The sequence below is a fragment of the Mesorhizobium sp. WSM4307 genome (assembly GCF_007003945.1).
Lineage (GTDB): Bacteria > Pseudomonadota > Alphaproteobacteria > Rhizobiales > Rhizobiaceae > Mesorhizobium.
Map to the genome: position 1 here is coordinate 175094 of NZ_VFTB01000007.1, position 21194 is coordinate 196287.

Below are 21194 nucleotides of genomic sequence, written 5' to 3' on the forward strand. Positions count from 1 at the left end.
GATTGATGTCCTTTTCTACAGTGTGTTGGTTTCGGGGCCTTTGCCCAGACCGATACGCTCGGCCAGCAGGATGATCGCCAGTGAAAACGCCATGATCAGCGTGACGTAGACGAGGTTGAGCGCGCCCTGCTCAGGATCGACAGACAGCGCGCTGTCGACGATCGCGATCGGCAGCGGCTTGTTGTTGACGTTGTAGAGGAAGGCCGACAGAGGGTATTCCGATAGGAGCTCGTTGAAGGCCATGCCGGCGACGAGGATCGCCGTCGGCGCCACCAGCGGCAGGATGATGCGGCGATAGCGGTATAAGCCTGTGGCGCCCATCGAGCGGGCTGCCTCGCTATAGGCCGGATCGATCCCACTGAAGGCCGCCCGCAGGAATCGCACCATCAGCGGCAAGGCGACGATGGCGTAGCCGATCGGCAGTAGCCAGTAGCCGCCGAGAAGCACCGCGTTTCCGACGAGCGGGTTTGGTGTGTCGAAGGTGAGGATCAGCCCGACCGCGAGCAGAATGCTGGGCACCACCCAGGGCAGGAAGAAACTAAGGTCGAGAACACGCGTCAGCCAATTGCGCCGACCCACAATGACGGGCACGGCAAACAGGGCAACGCCAAGCGCCGCCAGAACGGCGACAAGGCCCATCAGCATCGAGTTGAAGAACGGCAAAAAGGCAGAGCCTTCGGTGAAGACGCGTGCATAGTTCTTCAACGTCAGGCTGGACGGGATAACCTCCACGCCGATGCTGGCGGCCGGGGCGAAGGAGAAGAGCACCACCAGGGCGACCGGGACCACATAGATGGCCACAAGCAGATGGGCCAAGACTTGCAGGACCGCGTTGCCGATCGGATTGCGAATCTTGCGCAGTTGAATTGGTGCGGTCGCCTTCGCGCCGCCGATATAGGAGCCGCGTGCTTCGTAATATTGCGACAAGAGGATAACACTCATGAGGCACACACCCATGATGAGCGCCAGCAGGGCTGCCATGTCGGGGCGACGCAGGCTGTTCAGCGTCAGCACCACCTGGCTGAGCATGTAAAAGTCGCGGCCGCCCAGCACTTGCGGCGCGGCGAAGGAACTGATCGCGGTGTAAAGGGTGAGCAGGGTTACGGCGAGCAGCGTCGGCATGATCACGGGCAGAACCACGCGCCACAGGATCGTTGCTTCCGAGGCTCCCATGCTGCGCGCGACTTCGATGGTTGCATAATCGACGCGGCGCATCGCGGCGCGCAAAAAGAGAAAGTAGAAGCTGGTCATCAGGAAGGTATGTGTGAAGAGCACGCCAAACCAGCCGATGAACCAGTCTCGCGGCAGGCTGGGGAAGACTGCCTTGACCATAAGTGTCAGCGCGCCGCCCGGACCATAGGTGAAATTATAGCCAGCCGCCGCAACGACGCCGCCGAAGACCAGCGGTGTCGCATAGGCGATTTTCAGGAGCGCACGACCTCGCACGTGAAAATACTCAAGCACCGCCACCTGGAAAACCCCGACAACGGTGACCGTGATCATTGTTGCCGCCGTCATCCAAACGGTGTTCCAAAATGCGATGCGTACCCTGCGGGATGCTGAAAGTTCGCTTATGATCTGACCGACAGCCAGGCTGCCTTCCTTGAAGAATGCCGCTTGAAGCGAGGCGAACAGCGGCACGATCATGAAGGTGACAACGGCCCAGATCAGGGTCGCCAACGCGACCCAATAGGCAACGCGCTCGACGCCAGCCGCGCGGTTCAAAGGGCTGCTCCTTCGAAAATATGGGCCGAGCCGGGCCGGATGGCCCAGGACACGGTCTCGCCGATTTCGGGCAACTCGTTGCCCATCCTAGCCGCCGAGATTGAATGCCCGTCGGCATCGAGGTCGATGCGGCTGTGGGCGCCTAGGAACTCCACATGGCGGACGCTCGCCGGAAACCCGCCTGATATCGCTCGGCCCACGACCACGTCTTCGTGGCGGACAAAGCAGCGCCCCTCGATAGCGCGGCCCAGTATCCGAGCGGCAAGCGGCGCGGACAGTTCGTTGGCCGCGCCGATGAACTCGCAGATGAACGGCGTCGCGGGGTTTCGGTAAAGCGTGCGCCCATCACCGATCTGTTCGACGCTGCCGTTTGCTAACACGACGATCTTGTCCGACATGGTGAGCGCATCTTCCTGGTCATGCGTGACGAAGACTGCCGTGAAGCCGAAATCCCGCTGCAGCCGCTTGATCTCGTGGCGCATCGTCACCCGCACCTTGGCGTCGAGATTGGACAGCGGCTCATCGAACAAAAGCACCTTCGAGCCGGTGACGAGCGCGCGCGCGATGGCGACGCGCTGTTGCTGCCCGCCCGACATGTTGGCCGGGTTCTTCTGCAACTGCTCGGTGATGCCCGACGTTTCGGCGATCTGGCCGACGCGCCGGCCAATCTCGCTCTCCGGCAGCTTCGCCACGCGCAGCGCGAACGCGATGTTCTCGAACGCTGTCATCGTGGGAAACAGCGCGTAATTTTGAAAGACAATGCCGACATTGCGGCGCTCCGGCGGCGCATTGGTGATGTCTTTCCCATCCAGGACGATCCGCCCACTCATGACTGAATGAAAGCCGACGATGGCCCGCAGGACGCTGGATTTGCCGCTGCCGGAAGGCCCGAGCAGCGAGACGAACTCGCCTTCGTGAATATCGATCGACAGGTTGCGAACGACAATGTTGTCGCCATAACCAATATGCAGCTTGTCGATGTTCAGGATTGGGTTGGCCATGGTCGTGCTCCTCGTGAAGCCGGGCGGTCAGGGCTGCCCAAACGAGATCGTCACCGGATCTCCAGCTCGACCTTCTGCAACCAGCCATCAAGTTTGGGCGCGATCGCGTCCCAGTCGATCGGCTGCGCCTTGACCAATTTCGCGTTTGCCTGCACTGCGGCCGGCGATTTCGCGAGTGCGGCAGGCAGCACCGGAACCTGGCCGAACTGCTTGGCATAGGCGGCCATGACATCGGCCGAGCCGAACCAGTCGACAAAGCCCTTTGCCTGCTCCAGCTGATCGGTTCCCGCCATGATCGCCACGCCTTCGGAGATGACCGGGGTACCGCCTTCCGTGTCAATGACCCTGACTTGGGTGCCGAGCTCGTTTGCCATTTTCATAGCGCCGCCGAGCCAGTTCAGATTGATGGTCGCCCCACCGGACTTGAACGCCTCCTTTTGAGCATCCGCGTCACCGACGACGATCGCGTTCGCATAAAATGCGTTGAGAAAATCCCATCCGGCCTGAGTGACTTCGCCCTTGTCGTCGAGGAACCGTGCCAAGATGCCTGCCAAATAGATCCGCGTCGTCTGCCAGGCTGTGTTGCCGATCACGTACTTACCCTTGTATTCCTCCCTCGTCAGGTCGAGCCAGCTTTTCGGGGCCTGCGCCTCGGGAAGCTTGTCGGGGTCATAGGCGATGATGACAGGTGTACTCCAGAATTTGTGGACGATGCCTTCTGCGTCCTTGTATTGCGCCGGGAGGTCCGCCGCCCAGGCAGGTGAGTACGCCTGAAACAGACCGTTCTTCTTGAGCAGAGCCATGGACGTATCGACCATGCCGAGCACGACATCGGCCTGGGGGTTGTTCTTCTCGGCGATCAGCCGGTCGAAGAGTTCTCCTCCGGGGGCGCGCAGAAACTGCACGTCGTGACCGGCGGCTTTGGCTTGGTCGGTAATCCACTGGACGTTCTCTTCCCCCTGCGGCGAATAGACGACAAGGTTGTCGGCCACAGCCGGAAAAGCCATCGCCACCAGCATGGCGGTGGCCGCAAACACGCGTTTGATCTGATGCATGGTGTTCTCCGATTCGGTGTTTCCGGCCATCCCGGTTGAGCTCTTTTTATAGGGAGCCCATGACAGTTTAATTACATTGCGTAATTTAATATATATGGCAATAGCTGTTTGTGAACTGCGATTGAGGAACCCTCTTGAAACGGCTCGACCTTTCACGGAACCAACGACGGCTGGTCGAACTGATCTTCGTAGGCAAGGAGGTCGCGCGCGTCGAGCTGGCCGAGCGTTCCGGCATGACCGGCGCCTCGATAACACGGCTGATTGCCGATCTGATCGAGATGGGTCTTCTGATCGAGGTGGCCGAGCGTACCGGCGCGCAGGGCCAGCCCCGTCGTCGGCTGAGCTTGCGTGCTGACAGGCTTCTATCGGCCGGGATAACATTCTCAGTCTCCCACATGGAGGTGGCTATCGTCGATTTGGCAGGTAAGATTCTTGCCTCTCGGTCGGTCGACATAGAGACCAGCACGGCCTTGTCTGTGGCCAGGGCGGCGCAGGTGACAATCGCGGTCATGCTCGCGGACCTCGGCGTGTTCAAGGATCGTTTTCTCGGAATCGGCTGCTCGGTCCCCGGCAATTTTGGCACGATGTCGAATATCCTCAAGGCGCACAGCTTCTTTCCCGCTTTTGATGACGGCGAGGCAGACAAAGCCTTTAAGGCGACTTTCGAGGCGCCATATTACATCGAGAACGATGGAACAGCCGCGGCGCTCGGAGAGTATGTTTTCGGCGGCCGAATACCGCAGCCCGATCCCATGTTCTGCATTCACATCGGCCACGGTGTCGGAGGAGGGGTCGTCATTGACGGACGACCTTACCGCGGCGTCAATGGAAACGCCTGTCTACCGGGAGTTCTCTATCCCTACGACCATCCCCGCCCGTCAGGCCAGGACCTCTTGGCCATCCTCAATGAGGCCGGCTTCGTCGTCGGCGATTTTCCCGATCTTGAGCATTTGCCGGACAAGGCCGAAGCGACGTTGGAAGTGTGGGTTGAACGGGCCGGCGAGCAGCTTCGCGAGGCCGTGCGTGTGGTAACGGCCATGTTCGACCCGGCTCTGATCGTCCTTGGGGGACGGCTTCCGGAACCGGTGACAAACAAGCTGGTGAGCGCGATCTTGCGCCAGCCAATCCTTGGCCCATCGCGCGGCTTGCAGGCTGCGCCTGTCGAGGCGTCCCGATTGGGGCCTCGCGCCGGGGCAATTGGGGCAGCCTGCATTCCGTTCTTTGCCGCGCTTTTCTCCGCCGCCGTCGCAGATGACGGCAGTCCCTACCTCAACGGTCGAAAGCCCAAGACCCGCACCTAGGAATGGAAGCAGACCCTAGCGTTTCCACTAGCCTGCAGATGAATGTCTTCCTTATGAGGCGGCTCCTGCCGGCAGGAGCCTGACGGCGACATGCCGCATGCCCCAAGATTCTTCGAACTTCGCAGAACAACTTTCAAACCTCGTCTGCCTGGGTGGTTTTTGGGGCGGGTGCTCGGCCCTTCAAAGATCAATTCGCACGCACTTGAAATCTCGGACGTCAACTGTCATATTTGACGCGACAGTTGACACAGGAGGCGAACATGGCGACTACGGCGGATAAAGTCGTTACGGAAGCGAGAGGCGGCGGTCTCCAACGGGTGGAAGCACTGCTTGGCGGGTCCCGTATATTGTCGCGTCGATTGACCAGTGCCCTTGACGCGCATGAGCTGCTTCTACTCGGTCTGCCGGCCTCAGCGCTAAACCACCTCGTCGGACAACTGGTCTTCATCAACAAGACGGCGTCGCTCGAAAAGGCCGTTGGTATGAGCCTGCGAACCTGGCAGCGCCGCAAAGACGCTCCATCCAAGCCCCTTAGCCAGGAGCAGAGCGGACGGACTTGGAAATTCGCAGAGATCCTGGCGAAAGCGACGGATGTCCTCGGCACGCAGGCGGAAGCTGAACAATGGCTGGAGCGCCCGGCGGTCGGTCTCGACCAGCGCCGTCCGATCGATCTGCTGGGCACTCCCGCCGGCGTGGAACTGGTCGAAGACTATCTGGAGCGGCTTGAATACGGCGTTTATGCATGACGCCTCTGCCGATAGCGCTCGGAGGAACGGAACTCATTGCGTGGCGGCTCGACCAGGCCGTCCATGCCGCGACATGGAATAGTGGCGAAGGTGCCTATCGGGTCGGCGGCCGCTGGAACAGCAAGGGCGTAAGAGCAGTGTACTGCTCGATCGATCCCGCCACGGCTATCCTCGAAGTCGCCGTGCATAAGGGTTTTCGCGCCCTCGACACAGTTGCCCACACATTAACCGCCGCTGTCCTCAGCGATGCATCGACTATCCATGTCGTCGATCCTGCAAGCGTGCCCAATCCGAACTGGCTGCGCCCCGGCATACCAAGCGCGGGTCAGCAGGCATTCGGGGATGACCTCTTGATGAAACATCCCATCGTGGCTATGCCAAGCGCGGTCTCTTCATATAGCTGGAACCTCATCTTCGTGGCCAGCGAGGCGGCAACTTCCTACACGCTCAAGTTCCAGGAAGCATTTGCCCTCGACACAAGGCTGCATCCCCCGGTCAGCAAATAACATGGGGGTGGGTGCGATCTTCACAGGCCTCCCGCCCGACCAGTTGGTGAAGCTCGGTACGGGCCATTACCATTTCGATGCCGTTTAGGATGATCGCGGCTGCGCGCATAGCAGGATCACTGACTGGTCGAACTGGCGGCCCTTGACCATCTAATCCTTCGAAAATGTCGCCATAGCGCCGGTAATCAAAACGTTGCAACACATCGCTTACAGCCGGGCTCGAATGAAAGCGATGCTGTCGGCGAGCGCGCGTGCGGGGTCATCGAGTTCATGGACAGCCGGCGAGAATGGCTCGAAGGAGAGGGGGCCGGCGTAGCCCGCGCTTTGCAATGCACGGATCTGGCCGATATTGTCGAGGCGGTCTTTCTCATCCACGAGCACGCGATGCGGATCGCGCATGTCGTCGACCCCCACCTCCTCATCGGCGACACCCGAAATGTGGACGAGGCCGGTCATCTCCGCAAACAGCGCCGGCTCGCCAGCGAGGAAATGATGAAATGTGTCGTGCACCAGCCCCAAGGCGCCCACGCCGTCGATGTCCGCGATGGCGTCCGCCGCCTCTCGTTTTGAGCGCAGGGAGCAGATGGCGAAGCCCAGCGGCTCGACCAGGCCGACCACGCCGCGGTCGCTCAGGATCGGCTTCAGGCCTCGAAGGGCAGTCCTTGCGTTCTTCTGACGTTCCCCGTCCGCCCGTCCCGAGCCATCGTTGACCGGAACGAGGACCAGCGCTGCCGCGCCTGCGGCCTGCGCATAGTCGGCGAGTTCGATCGCCTCGGCCTCGCGGGCCGGCGTCCATTCGTTGAAGCGCTGCAGCGCGTTGATGCTGATCAGGGACACTCCCGCATTGCGGGCCTGGCCGCCGATTTCGGCCGCGGGCGTGCCGTCCATGATGGCGTTGCCTGCAAGATCGTTGCGGATTTCCGCCTGCGCCGCACCCACCTTGCGGCAGAGCGCGAAGAACGCGTCCATACGCAGCGAGGGCGCTGCCATATGGTTGAGTGCGAACGACGGCAATCGAGCAGTTGGCATCCGATATTCCCTCCCGTTTTGATGCCGGTCATTTTCACCGGCGCGGCTGCCGATCCCATCATCCGGCGGCAAGATACAGTCAACTCGCCGTGATTATTTTCTATCATCCATGATAGATTCTATTGCAGGGACGCCTAGATATTTTCCGGCACATGGATGTCGAAGGGCAGGAAAGTCTGTCCCGGCGCGTTGGCGGCGCCGTCCTGGATGGCATGCGCCATGAGATTGACGAGATCGCTGCTCAGCCGGGCCAGCGGCGTTGCGAGCACCATGGTGATGATGTTGTTGGCGAGTGCGGCGCGTGACTCGGGCGTTATCTCGTTGCAGATCAAGACCGGGGGCTGGGCGGGCATGGCCGTTCTCACTGCCGTGATAGCGCCCTCCATGCCACCACCGGCTATGTAGCATCCGACGAGATCGGGATGCCTCTCGAGCAGGTCGAGCATCGCCTGATGGGTAAGACCGGCCGTTTCAAGATTGACCAAGGTCTCAAGCACAGTGAAATCCGGCGCATGCTCCCGAAAATAGGCGCGCACGCCGATCTCGCGCAACTCTTGGCCGTGAAAGCGATGACTGCCGACAAACACGGCGACCTTGCCCGGCCGCCTGGCGCATTGCGCGATCATCCACGCGGCGGTGCGTCCTACCTTGCGGTTGTTGAGGCCCACATAGCCTTCGCGAACGCCTGGAGCGAAATCGGACAGAAGTGAAAACACCGGAATCCCGCGGGCCTTCAAGCTTTCCACGGCGACCGTGATCGTCGGATGATCAGGGCTAACCAATGCAATGGCATTCGTTTTTGCTGCCAGTTTTTCCAGATGAACAACGATGTCCTCGGGAGCCTGGCTCGACCAGAAATCGATAACCGGAATTCCGCGGAACCGCGGCGCATGGATCGTCGCGGCCTCCAACTCGCGCGCAAACTCCTGGTAGAAATGCTGCTCGGGCTTCTGCAGAAGAAAGCCCAGCCGGTATTCCGGGAGATCTTGGCGGATCCGCTGCTTGATCAGGGTCACGGCGTGGTAGCCGATAACGGTCGCCGCCTCATAGACCCGCTGCGCTGTCTCCTCGCGCACCGGCAGGCGGTTGTTCAAAACCCGGTCGACCGTCGCCACGCTGACCCCTGATGCCCGGGCCAAATCCGAAACCGTTGGGCGCTTGGCCAAGGCAGTCTCCTTTTGAGGATTTCGAAAGAATGATAGTAGATGATAGAAAAATTGCAAGTGGCGTTGATGGAAATGATTGAATTTGGTAGCTCTCTTTCAGGAAAGCTTATCAGTCTTGGTTCCAGCCTGAAAAGGAAGGTCATGATCAGCGCAGCCGCCACAGCCGAAGACTATAGTCCGACGAAACGAGACTGGGTTCTGATAGGGCGCGAAGCGCAGCGCGCCGGTGAGCACCACACGATCCCGATGGGATCGTGCCATGCGCTGCCGAAGCTGAACTGTCTGATCAAACGCGACCTGCCGTCGCCGTCCGCTCCGACCGGCTGCCGCGAAATAGGCCTTCCTGCGCCAGTGGCGCGACGAAGACTGCCCTTGTCATCAAGCGCGATCTGCCGCCGATGGCGCGGCGGTGTCGCGAACAGTTCCACGCCGAAACCAAGGTTGCCTCAGACCACCAGCCTCCCAAGGCTACGGAGGCGGCGGTCCGCCGCCGCCTCCGAACTTTGACCCAGACAAGATCCGCGCAGATGAAGGTGACCGATTGGATTGAGGCCTGCGGCGCAGGCGGGGGACGGACATCTGCTTTCGGCGAGCGGCATCGGCCCCGGCCACGCCCTGGCCCGCGACATTCGCCTGGCATCAGGCAGGCGGCCGGGCCCTCGAAACTGACGTCGCTCTGGTGAAAACGAAGGCGTTGCTGGCGGCATGATTACGCAAAATGGGAGGGGCAGCCGATGAGCAGGAAGAGACCGACAGTAGCGGATATCCGCGCCATGAAAGGCAAGTACCAGTTCACGATGATCCGCGTGGAGACGCTGGAAGAGTTGGAGGCTGCCGAGAAAGCCGGCGTCGACATGGTCTCGGTGCCGCCGGAGATGATGGTTCTTCCGCAGTTCCGCGAGGTTGCGCCAAGCCTGTTTGCGGTGCCGGGCGTCAATTTCTTCGAAGTCGGCACGGCGGACGATTTTGTACGCTGGGCTTTCGCGCTCTACAAGGCGAGCGCCGACGCCGTCTATTGCAGCGCCAGCCTGGCCACCGTGAAGCGGCTCGCTGACGAAGCCATTCCTGTAATCGGCCATGTCGGGCTGATCCCGTCGCGGGCCACCTGGACAGGCGGCTTCAAGGCAGTCGGCAAGTCGGCCGAAAGTGCCCTCAAAATATTCGACGCGGTCAAGGCGTACGAAGCGGCCGGCGCCTTCGGCGCGGAAATCGAGGTGGTGCCGGCCGAGGTCGCGGCCGCCATCAGCGAGCGCACGTCACTGTTCATGGTTTCCATGGGTGCTGGAACCGGCTGCGATTGCCAATATCTTTTCGGCGACGACCTGTTGGGCCAAAACCGCGGCCACGTGCCCAGGCACGCCAAGGCCTATCGCAACTTCGCAGCCGAGTTGGACCGCCTGCAGCGCGAGCGCATCGCGGCGTTCTCCGAGTTCGCCGCCGACGTGCGCAGCGGCATCTACCCCGAGCAGCGCCACGTCGTCGGTATCGAAGCGGGCGAACTGCGCCGCTTTTTCGATGGCCTGCCTGTCTCATGAACGCTCGTTGCGCACCAAAGCGATCACACCGTGGCGGACAAGATCCATGTACTGAGCCTTTCGTGCGACGACCACCCCCGCATCGTGGCCGGCGTCACCACCGACCTTGCGGCGATGGGCGCCAACATTGCCAAGCGCAACCAGTTCTGGAGCGCCAGACAAGCCGTTTCTTCATGCGGATCGCGGTCGCGGCACCGACCGGTGCGGTAAAGGACGATATCGAAGGGGCGCTGAAATCGCCTATCGAGCGCTTCGGCATGAAGGCGCCGCGCTCGTCGATCGTCGTCATGGTCTCAAAGTTCGACCAGGCACTCCCGCACATCCTCTGCCAGATCAAGGTCGGATGGCTGAACGCCGAGGTTGTGGCACCGACCAGGAGACCGAACGCGTGATCGGCCGCGACATCGAAAGCAGGGTGCTGGCGCGTGCGGTCAAGCTGCATCTGGAGACCGGCGTCATGCTCAACGGCCACAAGACGATCGTCTTCTAACCTTTCAGGCGCGGACGCGGGTGAACATGGATTTCGTCACGGCAAAACTGCCACCGAGGCCTTGGCGCTGAGGCACTTGCCGTTTCGATACGACCCCCGAACCGGGGGAGTTCCGGGAGGATCGGGCGCACCGGACGCCTTAAAATGGAGGAACTGACATGAAGAAACTGATTCTGGGCGCCGCAATCTCGGCGCTGATGACAACCTCGGCGCCGGCCGAGAACATCGGCGTATCGATGGCGCAGTTCGACGACAACTTCCTGACCGTTCTGCGCAACGGCATGATCGATTATGCCAAGACGCTTAACGGCGTGACGCTACAGGTGGAGGACGCACAGAACGACGTCGCCAAGCAGCAGAGCCAGATCCAGAACTTCATCGCTTCGGGCGTGAGCGCGATCATTGTCAACCCGGTCGACACGGACGCGACAACGGCGATGTCGAAGATCGCGGCCGATGCTGGCATTCCTCTGGTCTATGTCAACCGCCAACCGGTCAACGTCGACAAACTGCCGGAGAAGCAGGCGTTCGTCGCGTCGAACGAGGTCGAGTCGGGCACTTTGGAAACGAAGGAAATCTGCCGGCTGCTCAAGGAAGCCGGCAAGACCGAAGCGAACATCGTGGTGATGATGGGTGAACTGTCTAATCAGGCGGCACGCCAGCGCACACAGGACATCCACGACGTGATCGCGACGCCCGAATGCTCGTTCATGAAGATCGTCGAGGAGCAGACCGCCAACTGGTCGCGCACCCAGGGCACCGACCTTGTCAGCAACTGGCTGTCGGCCGGCATCCAGTTCGACGCCGTCGTCGCCAACAATGACGAGATGGCGATCGGCGCCATCCAGGCGATGAAGGCCGCCGGAATCGACATGAAGACGATGCTAGTCGGCGGGGTCGACGCAACCGGGGATGCGCTTGCCGTGATGGCTGCCGGCGACCTCGACGTCACCGTGTTCCAGAACGCCGCCGGCCAGGGCCTTGGTTCGGTCGACGCGGCGCTGAAGCTCGCCAAGGGCGAGAAGGTCGACCAGAAGGTCTTCGTGCCGTTCGAGCTGGTAACGCCGGCCAATCTGGCGACCTACCAGAGCAAGAACTGATCCTGCTTGGCCAAAACTCTCTGGGCGCGCATCCGCGCGCCCAGCCGAAAATCACCCCCAGGAGGAGGAGCACGCCATGAGCAGTGCATCGACACCGGCCGCCGCCCGCGACAGGGCTTCGGCCGCAGGTTCCGAATATCTTTTGACCATCGAGAACGCGCGCAAGGAATTTCCCGGCGTCGTTGCACTGGACGACGTGTCGTTCAGGCTGCGGCCCGGAACGGTTCATGCACTGATGGGCGAGAACGGCGCGGGCAAGTCAACGCTGATGAAGATCATCGCCGGCATCTATCATCCCGACCGCGGTGAATTGCATCTGCGCGGCAAGCCTATCCAGCTGAAGTCGCCGCTGGACGCACTCGAGAACGGCATCGCCATGATCCATCAGGAACTGAACCTGATGCCCTACATGACGGTGGCGGAGAACATCTGGATCAGGCGCGAGCCACTGAATCGCTTCGGCCTCGTCGACCATACCACAATGAACAGGATGACGGCGGATCTGTTCCGGCGGCTCAACATCAACATCCATCCGCAGGTGCAGGTGCGCGATCTCACCGTCGCCAACCGGCAGATGGTCGAGATCGCCAAGGCCGTCTCCTACGAATCTGACGTGCTGATTATGGACGAACCGACATCGGCGCTGACCGAGCGCGAGGTCTCCCACCTGTTCACCATCATCCGCGACCTGAAAGCGCAAGGCAAAGGCATTATCTACATCACCCACAAGATGAACGAGCTGTTCGAGATCGCCGACGAGTTCTCGGTGTTCCGCGACGGCCGCTACATCGGCACGCACCTTTCGAGTGATGTGACCCGTGACGACATCATCCGCATGATGGTCGGGCGCGAGATCACACAGATGTTTCCGAAGGAGGAAGTCCCGATCGGCGAGGTCGTGCTGTCTGTGAAGAACCTGACGCTCGCCGGGGTCTTCACCGACGTCTCCTTCGATATCCGCGCCGGCGAAATCCTGGGCGTCGCCGGACTGGTGGGTTCGGGCCGCTCCAACGTCGCCGAAGCGATCTTCGGTGTGACGCCGGCGAGTTCGGGTTCCATAGAGATCCACGGCAAGCCGGTGACCATCTCGTCGCCGAACGTCGCAATTCGTCACCGCATGGCGCTGCTGACCGAGGACCGCAAGGAAACCGGTTGCCTGCTCATCCTCGACATCCTCGAGAACATGCAGATCGCCGTCCTGCAGCAAGACTACGTGTCACGCGGCTTCGTGGCCGAAAAGGGCATCACCAGCGCCTGCACGCTGATGAGCGAAACGCTGCGCGTCAAAACGCCAAATCTCGCGCAACGCATCGAAAACCTGTCCGGCGGCAACCAGCAGAAGGTGTTGATTGGGCGCTGGCTCCTGACCAAGCCGAGGATTCTCATCCTCGACGAGCCGACACGCGGCATCGACGTCGGCGCCAAGGCCGAGATTCATCGCTTGGTCACGGAACTCGCGCGCGATGGCGTGGCGGTGATGATGATCTCGTCGGAAATGCCCGAGGTGCTTGGCATGAGCGACCGCATCCTGGTCATGCACGAAGGACACGTCACGGGGATTCTCGATCGGGCGGAGGCGACACAGGTCAAGATCATGGAACTGGCTTCGAAATAGGACCCAAACACAACTAGGGAGGATACAACATGTCAACGAACAGCACATTGCCGGGACCCGCCGTTTTCACTGGGATCGGGGCCAACAGGCGCCGACTGCCGGTCGAAGCGAACATCCTTCTCATCTTGCTTGGAATTGCACTGGTGTTCGAACTGCTCGGCTGGATTTTCGTCGGCCAGAGCTTCCTGATGAATGCGCAACGCCTGAAGATCATGATCCTGCAGGTCTCGGTCATCGGCATCATTGCGGTGGGCGTCACCCAGGTCATCATCACCGGCGGCATTGACCTGTCGTCGGGTTCCATGGTTGGCCTGACTGCCATGATCGCGGCCAGCCTGGCGCAATCGTCGGCCTGGACCAAAGCACTCTATCCCTCGCTCACCGACTTGCCGTTTGTCATCCCGATCCTGGTCGGACTGGCAGTCGGCCTGCTCGCTGGCGTGTTCAACGGAGCGCTGATCGCCTACACCAAGATCCCGCCCTTCATCGCGACGCTGGGCACGATGGTGTCCGCGCGGGGCTTGTGCAAGTGGTACACCAAGGGTCAACCGGTGTCGGGGCTGACCGACCAGTTCAACTTCATCGGCTCGGGCATCTGGCCGGTGGTGGTTTTTCTGGTAGTCGCCGTGATCTTCCACGTGGCGCTGCGCTATACGCGCTATGGCAAGTTCACCTACGCCATCGGCGCCAATGTGCAGGCCGCACGTGTCTCCGGCATCGACGTCGAGCGCCACCTGATAAAGGTCTATGCCGTCGCTGGTCTGCTCGCGGGCGTCGCCGGCATCGTCACCGCATCGCGCGCGCAAACTGCGCAGGCCGGAATGGGTGTGATGTACGAACTTGACGCAATTGCCGCGGCGGTGATCGGCGGCACCTCGCTGACCGGCGGCGTCGGCCGCATCACGGGCACGGTGATCGGCACGATCATTCTCGGCACGATGATGTCGGGCTTCACCTTCCTGCGCGTCGATGCTTTCTATCAGGAGATCATCAAGGGCCTGATCATTATCGCCGCCGTGATTGCCGACGTCTATCGCCAGAAGAGCCGCAAGACGTGATGCAGGAGGCTGCGCAGCCGCGGCTGCGCACCCGCCACCCGTTTCTCATTGTGGCGAGGAGAGTTAAACATGACATACGAACCGGCGATCGGGATCGAACGGCTGGGAACCATCAAGGAAATTGCCGCGGCGGCGAGCGTTGGCGTCGGCACTGTGCACCGCGTACTGAAGGGGCAATCAAACGTCTCGTCATCTGCTTCGCGGACAGTCATGGATGCGGTCCGCAGGATCAATGAGCGGAAAATAAGCCTCGCGCGGATGGACGATCGCAGCTGACAGGAATTTCGGCAGGGGAACGCGCGTTCGCAGGCGTGACGAAAAGTTATGAGGCGATCGGATCAGATAGTATCACTGATCGCCTCCCAAGTGCTTTTGAAAAAAGAAGGTTCCTATGAGACGATCGGAGTCATTGCTGCTGCTCTCGATCTAGCCGTCTTTGGCACAGGCAAGCGAGAGAAAGGGCCGACAAGCCAATTGGCGCGGCCTTCAGCCGCGCCAAGAACGCAAGCCCTCCGTTACCCGGCGACGTCAAAGGATTTTGCCCGTTTGATGTCGACGGTCAGTTCGTCGATCTTGTATCCGGTCGGCGCGATGGCGAGGTGCTGAAAGAAGGTGGATGGTTTTTCGTCATTGCCGAAATTAATTGAAAAATCCAACCTTTAGGGCGCGGATGAACTGCTGCAAATCTCTGCTTCAACAAGGAGATTTGGCCAATCATGCAAATATCGGTTTCGAAGATTGCTGCTTATGCGTTGACGCTGTCCCTGGCGGCGTCGGCAGCCCAGGCCGGTGAGACACTCGACCGGGTTCACAAGACCGGTGTCGTGGTCGATGCCCTGGTCAATGACTATCCGCCCTTTGCCTTCATCAACGACAAGAACGAACTGGACGGTTTCGATGTCGACGTGGCGAAGGCGTTCGCCGAAAAGCTCGGCGCCAAGCTGAAGCTGGAATCGCCCGGGTGGGAAACCATTGTCGGCGGCAAGTGGGCCGGTCGCTGGGATGTTGGCATCACATCGACGACGCCCACCGAAGACCGGGCCAAGGTGCTGAACTTTCCGGTGATCTACTACAGCGTTCCGGCCGTGCTTGTGGTCAATTCCCAGGAGCAGACCATCAAGTCCGTGGCGGACATTTCCGGCAAGCGCGTCGGCGTCGGATCGGGCTCGTCATACGAAGCCTACGTCAATCGCAACTTCACCATTCCCGGCCAACCGGCGATCGAGTTTCCCTTCCATGACGTGCAGGTCGTGCCGGGCGACGAGACCGTGAATTTCCAGAATCTGGCCCTCGGACCGGGCGTGCGCCTTGACGCCATCGTCGCTTCTGCCGGCACCGCCAAGGGTCAGATAGACGCAACGGGCAAGCTCAAGGTGCTGGGCGATCCGTTGTTTGCCGAGCCGAACGCCATCGTCACCGACAAGGGCGATCCGGAATGGGACGCGGAGGTCAAACGCGTCATCGTGGAACTGAAGACGGGAGGAAAGCTCGCCGCCATTTCGAACAAATGGTTCGGCGTGGACATCACAAAAAATGTCGATTGAACCCGGCTCGGCGGGTCTCGCTGCAGACCTCGTCGCGGTCACGCGGGGTGTTCAGCCGATCACGCAGAAATGGAGTTTCCGGTTCAAGGTCTGGCTGACCTGGGCGACACTGTTTCTGGTGCTATGCGTTGGGCTCGGCAGCCTCGGTCTCGACTTCGGCCTCATCCGCCAAAAGCTGCCGTTCATGCTCGGCTTGCGTTTGTCTCCAGACGGCTTCGTCCAGGGCGTCGCGCTCACGCTGCTGGTGACGGCCTTGTCGATGATTTTTGCCGTGAGCGCGGGAATACTCACCGCGCTCGGGCGCCTGTCGACCAATCCGGTCGCCTTTGGCGTGGCGACATTCTACGCGTCTTTCTTTCGCGGCACGCCGTTGCTGGTGCAGGTCTTGCTGATCTATCTGGCGCTGCCGCAGTTCGGCATCATTCTGTCGGCGTTTACCTCCGGTATTCTGGCACTCTCGCTGAACTATGCGGCCTATCTTGCCGAGACGATCCGGGCAGGCATCTCCTCGGTGGATCGTGGACAGCGCGAGGCGGCCTTGTCGCTCGGGCTATCCCGACAAGTGATCGCCTGGAAGATCATCGCTCCGCAAGCCATGCGCGTCATCATCCCGCCTGGCGGAGCCCATTTCATTTCGATGCTGAAGGATTCCTCGCTGGTGTCGATCATGGGCCTATGGGAGCTGAATTTTCTCGCCCAGTCTTACGGCCGCGCAACTTTCCACTACATGGAAATGCTGCTGACCGCGGCTGTGCTTTATTGGGCGCTCTCGATCGGGCTCGAACTCGTCCAGCATAGGCTTGAAGTGAAATTCGGCCGCGGCTACCGGGCCGTCTAGCTTCTCATTCGCTGACATCCAACGGACCTTAAATCATGACTGATCACCTTAACGACTTCACCATTCTGGACGGCGGCATGGGTCGTCTTCTGGAACGCCTGGGCGCTCCGTTTCGGTTGCCTGAGTGGTCGGCGCTGTCGCTGATCGAGGCGCCGCATTTCGTGACCAAGGCGCACACGGCATTTGCCGGTAGCGGTGCGGATATCATCACCACCAATTCCTACGGCCTGGTGCCGCATATGATCGGCAGGGAGCGTTTCGAGAAAGAGGGGCGCGCGCTTGCGGATCGCGCCGGTCGTATCGCCCGCGAAGTCGCCGACCGCCTGCCTGGCGACATCAGGGTCGCGGGGTCGTTGCCGCCGCTGTTTGAAAGCTACAGGCCGGGCAATTTCAAGCCCGACGAGGCGCCGCGCATCCTCGAAAGCCTGGTTGAGGGGCTTGCTCCCCACATCGATCTTTGGCTCATCGAGACGCAAAGCTCCACCGCCGAGGCATTGACGGCGCTCGCGGCGGTCAAGAACTCACGTTTGCCGATTTTTGTCTCCTACACGCTGAAGGATGAGGACGGGCGAGCCGGCCCGCCGGAGCTGCGATCCGGCGAGCCGGTTGCCGATGCGGTCGCGGCGACGATCGAGGCCGGAGCATCGGGGATCTTGTTCAATTGCAGTCAGCCCGAGGTCATGGGCGAGGCGGTCGTGGCGTCCCGCAAGGCGATCGTCGCATTGGGCAGTCGCAAGATAGAACTTGGCGTCTACGCCAATGCCTTTCTGCCCGAACCGCCTTCCGACACGCCGTATGCAGGTATTTCGGAGATCAGGAAGGATCTGGACCCCGAGAACTATCTCAAATGGGTGAAGCTGTGGGTGGAGCAGGGAGCGACGATCATCGGTGGTTGCTGCGGCATAGGCCCCGAACATATCGCGGCAATCAAGGCAAGCCGCGATCTGGTGCCATCCGGCCAAGACGTCGTCTAGTCGACTGCTTCCGGAACCGCAAAGGACAATTTTGAATGAGCGGCGTGAAGGTCACAACAGGGCAGACCGGCACCACAGCAACACTGCGCCCAGATGAGCAGCTATCTCGTACGGCCTTTTAGGCAGTGAGAATCTTGAACTGCTCGGCGATTGACGGGCATGGAGTGTAGCCAAACTTCGCCTGTCGCTTTCGCACCCCCTTGTGGAAGAATCAGGCCATGCCGGAAACACCGTCCGGACCAGAATCTTTCCGCCCACTTCAAGCGTCTGGAACTATCGGCAGGGGATTCAGTTCTGTCGCGTCGAAGTCTCATAAGACCGCAGTCGGGAGCTGCAGCGGGGTCTCTGCTGCCGAAGCCGTCAGGCCCAAACGCCGCCAGCCGAGTGCCGGCGCGATGGTCTCGATGAAATCTGTGATGATCTGCTCGTATTCATGCTGCTCGAATTCGTAGGGCAATTCGAGCCGCAATTCGTCTACCTTGTCCAGGATCGGGTCGCTGGCAAGTTGCTCCAGAATCTGTTCGGATGTGCCAACGATGTCCCGGGCAAAAAGCGTCCGCCGCTCGCCATGCGCCTTCAAGGTGCGCTCGTGGCGTCCGGCCGCATAGTCGGCATAGCGTTTCCTCGTGCTTGCATCGGCGCGGTCGAACGGCACGATCACCCTGCCCAACGCCACGCGAGCTCGCCTCTCGCTTTGCTGGGCAAAGAAAGTCTCCAACTGGTGCAATTGCGCTTCAAAGAAATTGTCGGTTCCCTCGCCGGATGTGACATTGCCGATCAACAGGTTGAGACCATTGCGACCGGTCCATTCAACCGATCTGAGCGAGCCGCCACCATACCAGATCCTTTCGAGGAGACCGGGTGCATGCGGCTGCAGGCGAGGGCGCACGCGGCCGCCGGGAAATTCGATGATCGCGCCGGGTTCGCCGATCGGACCGCCACGCAAATTGTTGACGAAGCGCAGCACGCGCTCATGCGAGAAATCGAAACTCCGCCAGTCGCTGTCGAAGACAAGCGGCCCGAGGATCTCGGCATGCGGCGGGAAGCCGGCGCTCAGGCCAACATTCAATCGGCCGCGTGACAGCACGTCGACCGTCGAAAGATCCTCGGCCAGGCGGTAGGGGCTTTCGTAGCCGATCGGGATCACGGCGGTGCCCAGTTCAATGCGGCTTGTGCGTTGCGTGGCGGCGGCCAGAAAGGCGGCCGCCGACGAAATGCCGGGCTCGAGATGACGCTGCCGCACCCAGGCGCCATCATAGCCGAGCCGCTCGCCAAGCTCGAACAGCTGGAGTGTTTTCTCAAGCCCTGAATGCGGATCACTGTCAGGATAGTTGCCGGGTGTGAGGAAAGCGAGCTTGCGGATGCTGCACGAGATTGACGTCAAGGCCGCTGCCTCCCTTTTGCGGTCTGTCCCATGCCAGCCCCTAGTACTTCTTCAGCCCCGGCGGATTGGTCCGCGACTGCGCGATCTGTTCGGCGGAAAGGCTCCATCTTGCGAGCGCCTTCGCATAGCTCCCATCCTTGATGGTCTCGTTGAGCGCTGCGGTGATGCTATCGGCGATGCCGCTATCCTTCTTCGTGGTGACCCCGACATCGGTCGTCAGCGGCCAGCCGGCGTTGATGGTTCCGACCAACCGGGTTTCGCCGGTCAGCGCTGCCTGATAGGCTTGGGCCGAATTCATCGAGAAAATCGTGTCGGCGCGGCCGGAGCGGATTGCCAGGCTCGATGCGGCGGTGTCGTCGAGATAGATGATCTCGACCGGCTTCAGTCCGGCTTCGACATCCAGCGTGCTCCATTCCAGAATGATCTTTTCCTGGATCGTGCCGGCATCGGTGATGACGCGCAGCCCGGCAATGTCCTTCGGCTCCTTGATCGCGGTGATCGGGCTGTCATTCCTGACATAGAAACCGTGCAGGCCTTGCCGGTAGCTCGAAAAATCGAACTTCAGCTTGCGCTCTTCAGTGACGCCGACATTGCTGATGACGGCATCGTATTTTCCCGACGTCAGGCCGAGCGGCCAGTCTTCCCAGGCCACCGCAACGAGGTTGAGTTTCCTGCCGAGCTTGTCGGCAATAAGTTGGGCGATATCAGGATCGGCCCCGACGACGGTTGCCGCATCGGTCGCGTAGGTGGCAACCGGCGGTGTCCCACCGGGAGCGATGCCAACCGTCAAAACGCCGTCCTCGACGAATTTGAAACGCGCCGGGATCAACGCAATCAAAGCAGGATCTTTCTCGGCGCGCGGGCGCGCCGACTGTTGGGGGCTGAGGTCAAACGGCTCCGATGCGAGCGACACCAGAGAGGCTGCCAGGAACGCCGAAATGCCGATGAAGGCCGGTATCGCTTTGGTTCTCAAGAACATTGAATTTCCCAATTTCTCGCGGTGTTGCCTGTGCACGTCGTGCGCACGCATGCATGACGGAAGAGGCGGACCCCGATTGCGTCCGCCTTCAATGCGTTTTGGCTCAGCTGTTGGGCTTCGGCAGGCCGGGCGGGTTGGTGTGCGATTGGTCGATGGCCTCGGCGGTCAGGCTCCATTTCTTCAGCACCTCACCATATTTGCCACTGGCGATCAGCTCGTTGATGGCCAGCGTAATGGCATCGGCGAGACCGCCGCCCTTGCGCGTCGCCACTGCGATCTCGGCGGTCAGAGGCCAGCCGCCGCTGACGATGCCGACCAGCTTGGTTTTGCCGCTGACGGCGGCAGAGTAAGCAAGCGTGGCGTTCGGATTGAACTCGGCATCGGCGCGGCCCGACTGGATGGCGAGCTGGCTTGCCGCCGAATCGTCATAGTACTGGACCTCGACAGGCCTCAGCCCGGCCGCGACATTCTCGCGGTCCCATTCGAGCAGGACCTTTTCCTGATTGGTGCCGGCACCGGTGATCACCCTCAAGCCAGCGACGTCTTTCGGTTCCTTGATCGAGGTGATCTTGCTGTCGGCCTTCACATAGAAGCCGAGAACGTCCTGCCGATAGGTCGAGAAGTCGAACTTCTCCTTGCGCTCTTCCGTCACCGTCACGTTGCTGACGACGGCGTCATATTTCCCTGAGGCAAGGCCGAGCGGCCAGTCGGCCCAGGCGACCGGAACGAGATCAAGTTTCAGCCCCAGCGTTTCGGCGATCAGCACCGTGATGTCAGGATCGGTACCGACCACGGTCTTGGCATCGGTCGCGTAGGTGCCGACCGGCGGATCCCAAGGGCTGGTGGCGACCGTCAGATAGCCTTGCTTGGCGAATTTGAAACTCGGTGCGATTGCCGCGGCTGCCTTCTGGCTCCTTTCGGTGTGAATTCGGCCCGGCTGTTCGGGGGTGAGATCGAATTCCGCCGTCTGGGCGACGGAGGCAAAGGTAATGGCCGATAGGACCGCGCCGAAGGCGAGGGATAACGGCTTCCTGTACAAAGTCATGGGTCTCTCCTTGCATGATGGACGTGCGGGGTTGACGCTCCCCGAACGGGGAGCCTGGAAAGCCGGCGGTTCGCACATGGCGCCGGCGCGTTTTCCCTGAAAT

General features: G+C 61.0%; 20 protein-coding genes and 1 pseudogene. 13 read left to right on the forward strand and 8 right to left on the reverse strand.

Annotated elements, in window-relative coordinates; all coding sequences use genetic code 11:
• Nucleotides 1-15 precede the first annotated feature (15 nt).
• The 3 genes from FJV83_RS18365 to FJV83_RS18375 all read right to left on the reverse strand — a co-directional run bounded on the left by FJV83_RS18365 (nucleotide 16) and on the right by FJV83_RS18375 (nucleotide 3781).
• Nucleotides 16-1647: an iron ABC transporter permease gene (locus tag FJV83_RS18365; RefSeq protein WP_245318183.1), complete on the reverse strand. Its 1632-nt coding sequence runs from the start codon at nucleotides 1645-1647 to the stop codon at nucleotides 16-18.
• Nucleotides 1648-1721: 74 nt separating this feature from the next.
• The gene (locus tag FJV83_RS18370) at nucleotides 1722-2726 is read right to left on the reverse strand and encodes an ABC transporter ATP-binding protein (protein WP_095774081.1); all 1005 of its coding nucleotides are present in this window, start codon (nucleotides 2724-2726) and stop codon (nucleotides 1722-1724) included.
• Between the two features lie 50 nt (nucleotides 2727-2776).
• The gene (locus FJV83_RS18375) at nucleotides 2777-3781 is read right to left on the reverse strand and encodes an extracellular solute-binding protein (protein WP_095774259.1); all 1005 of its coding nucleotides are present in this window, start codon (nucleotides 3779-3781) and stop codon (nucleotides 2777-2779) included.
• Between the two features lie 134 nt (nucleotides 3782-3915).
• Between FJV83_RS18375 and FJV83_RS18380 the strand changes: the two genes are divergently transcribed.
• The 3 genes from FJV83_RS18380 to FJV83_RS18390 all read left to right on the forward strand — a co-directional run bounded on the left by FJV83_RS18380 (nucleotide 3916) and on the right by FJV83_RS18390 (nucleotide 6334).
• On the forward strand, nucleotides 3916-5082 hold the full coding sequence (locus FJV83_RS18380; protein ID WP_095774082.1) for an ROK family transcriptional regulator: 1167 nt from the start codon (nucleotides 3916-3918) through the stop codon (nucleotides 5080-5082).
• Between the two features lie 260 nt (nucleotides 5083-5342).
• Nucleotides 5343-5828, forward strand: coding sequence for an antitoxin Xre/MbcA/ParS toxin-binding domain-containing protein (locus tag FJV83_RS18385; RefSeq protein ID WP_095774260.1), 486 nt, complete (start codon nucleotides 5343-5345; stop codon nucleotides 5826-5828).
• The gene (locus FJV83_RS18390; RefSeq protein WP_095774083.1) at nucleotides 5825-6334 is read left to right on the forward strand and encodes an RES domain-containing protein; all 510 of its coding nucleotides are present in this window, start codon (nucleotides 5825-5827) and stop codon (nucleotides 6332-6334) included. The genes FJV83_RS18385 and FJV83_RS18390 overlap by 4 nt, the downstream gene beginning before the upstream one ends.
• A 207-nt stretch (nucleotides 6335-6541) precedes the next feature.
• Here FJV83_RS18390 and FJV83_RS18395 read toward each other — a convergent pair whose 3' ends face one another.
• Together FJV83_RS18395 and FJV83_RS18400 are read right to left on the reverse strand one after the other, a co-directional pair.
• Nucleotides 6542-7363, reverse strand: coding sequence for a TIM barrel protein (locus FJV83_RS18395; protein ID WP_095774084.1), 822 nt, complete (start codon nucleotides 7361-7363; stop codon nucleotides 6542-6544).
• A 134-nt stretch (nucleotides 7364-7497) separates the two neighbouring features.
• The gene (locus FJV83_RS18400) at nucleotides 7498-8529 is read right to left on the reverse strand and encodes a LacI family DNA-binding transcriptional regulator (RefSeq protein ID WP_095774085.1); all 1032 of its coding nucleotides are present in this window, start codon (nucleotides 8527-8529) and stop codon (nucleotides 7498-7500) included.
• 39 nt (nucleotides 8530-8568) lie between these two features.
• Between FJV83_RS18400 and FJV83_RS18405 the strand changes: the two genes are divergently transcribed.
• From FJV83_RS18405 to FJV83_RS18450, 10 genes and pseudogenes are all read left to right on the forward strand, one after another.
• Nucleotides 8569-9036: a hypothetical protein gene (locus FJV83_RS18405; RefSeq protein ID WP_142887133.1), complete on the forward strand. Its 468-nt coding sequence runs from the start codon at nucleotides 8569-8571 to the stop codon at nucleotides 9034-9036.
• A gap of 227 nt (nucleotides 9037-9263) precedes the next feature.
• Entirely contained in the window at nucleotides 9264-10064 is an 801-nt protein-coding gene (locus FJV83_RS18410; RefSeq protein ID WP_095774086.1) for a 3-methyl-2-oxobutanoate hydroxymethyltransferase, read from the forward strand.
• Nucleotides 10065-10094: 30 nt separating this feature from the next.
• Nucleotides 10095-10554: pseudogene (locus tag FJV83_RS18415) on the forward strand (hypothetical protein).
• 158 nt (nucleotides 10555-10712) lie between these two features.
• The gene (locus tag FJV83_RS18420) at nucleotides 10713-11654 is read left to right on the forward strand and encodes a sugar ABC transporter substrate-binding protein (RefSeq protein ID WP_095774087.1); all 942 of its coding nucleotides are present in this window, start codon (nucleotides 10713-10715) and stop codon (nucleotides 11652-11654) included.
• Between the two features lie 76 nt (nucleotides 11655-11730).
• The gene (locus tag FJV83_RS18425; RefSeq protein ID WP_095774088.1) at nucleotides 11731-13269 is read left to right on the forward strand and encodes a sugar ABC transporter ATP-binding protein; all 1539 of its coding nucleotides are present in this window, start codon (nucleotides 11731-11733) and stop codon (nucleotides 13267-13269) included.
• Between the two features lie 29 nt (nucleotides 13270-13298).
• Nucleotides 13299-14327 (forward strand): ABC transporter permease, encoded by a 1029-nt coding sequence (locus FJV83_RS18430; RefSeq protein ID WP_095774089.1) that lies wholly within the window; start codon nucleotides 13299-13301, stop codon nucleotides 14325-14327.
• Nucleotides 14328-14396: 69 nt separating this feature from the next.
• Nucleotides 14397-14603: a LacI family DNA-binding transcriptional regulator gene (locus FJV83_RS18435; RefSeq protein WP_095774090.1), complete on the forward strand. Its 207-nt coding sequence runs from the start codon at nucleotides 14397-14399 to the stop codon at nucleotides 14601-14603.
• Nucleotides 14604-15043: 440 nt separating this feature from the next.
• The gene (locus FJV83_RS18440; RefSeq protein WP_142887134.1) at nucleotides 15044-15871 is read left to right on the forward strand and encodes a transporter substrate-binding domain-containing protein; all 828 of its coding nucleotides are present in this window, start codon (nucleotides 15044-15046) and stop codon (nucleotides 15869-15871) included.
• Complete coding sequence (locus FJV83_RS18445; RefSeq protein ID WP_095774092.1) at nucleotides 15861-16709, forward strand: amino acid ABC transporter permease; 849 nt, start codon at nucleotides 15861-15863, stop codon at nucleotides 16707-16709. Before FJV83_RS18440 ends, FJV83_RS18445 begins: the two co-directional genes overlap by 11 nt.
• A 35-nt stretch (nucleotides 16710-16744) precedes the next feature.
• A complete protein-coding gene (locus FJV83_RS18450; RefSeq protein ID WP_095774093.1) occupies nucleotides 16745-17683 on the forward strand; it encodes a homocysteine S-methyltransferase family protein in 939 nt (312 codons plus the stop codon).
• 310 nt (nucleotides 17684-17993) lie between these two features.
• Here the strand turns inward: FJV83_RS18450 and FJV83_RS18455 are convergent, their stop codons facing one another.
• The 3 genes from FJV83_RS18455 to FJV83_RS18465 form a co-directional block, all read right to left on the reverse strand.
• A complete protein-coding gene (locus FJV83_RS18455) occupies nucleotides 17994-19067 on the reverse strand; it encodes an LLM class flavin-dependent oxidoreductase (protein ID WP_095774094.1) in 1074 nt (357 codons plus the stop codon).
• A gap of 40 nt (nucleotides 19068-19107) precedes the next feature.
• The gene (locus FJV83_RS18460) at nucleotides 19108-20046 is read right to left on the reverse strand and encodes an ABC transporter substrate-binding protein (RefSeq protein ID WP_095774095.1); all 939 of its coding nucleotides are present in this window, start codon (nucleotides 20044-20046) and stop codon (nucleotides 19108-19110) included.
• A gap of 103 nt (nucleotides 20047-20149) precedes the next feature.
• Nucleotides 20150-21091 carry an ABC transporter substrate-binding protein gene (locus FJV83_RS18465; protein ID WP_095774096.1) on the reverse strand — a complete coding sequence of 314 codons (942 nt, stop codon included), beginning with the start codon at nucleotides 21089-21091 and terminating at the stop codon, nucleotides 20150-20152.
• Nucleotides 21092-21194: the final 103 nt, after the last annotated feature.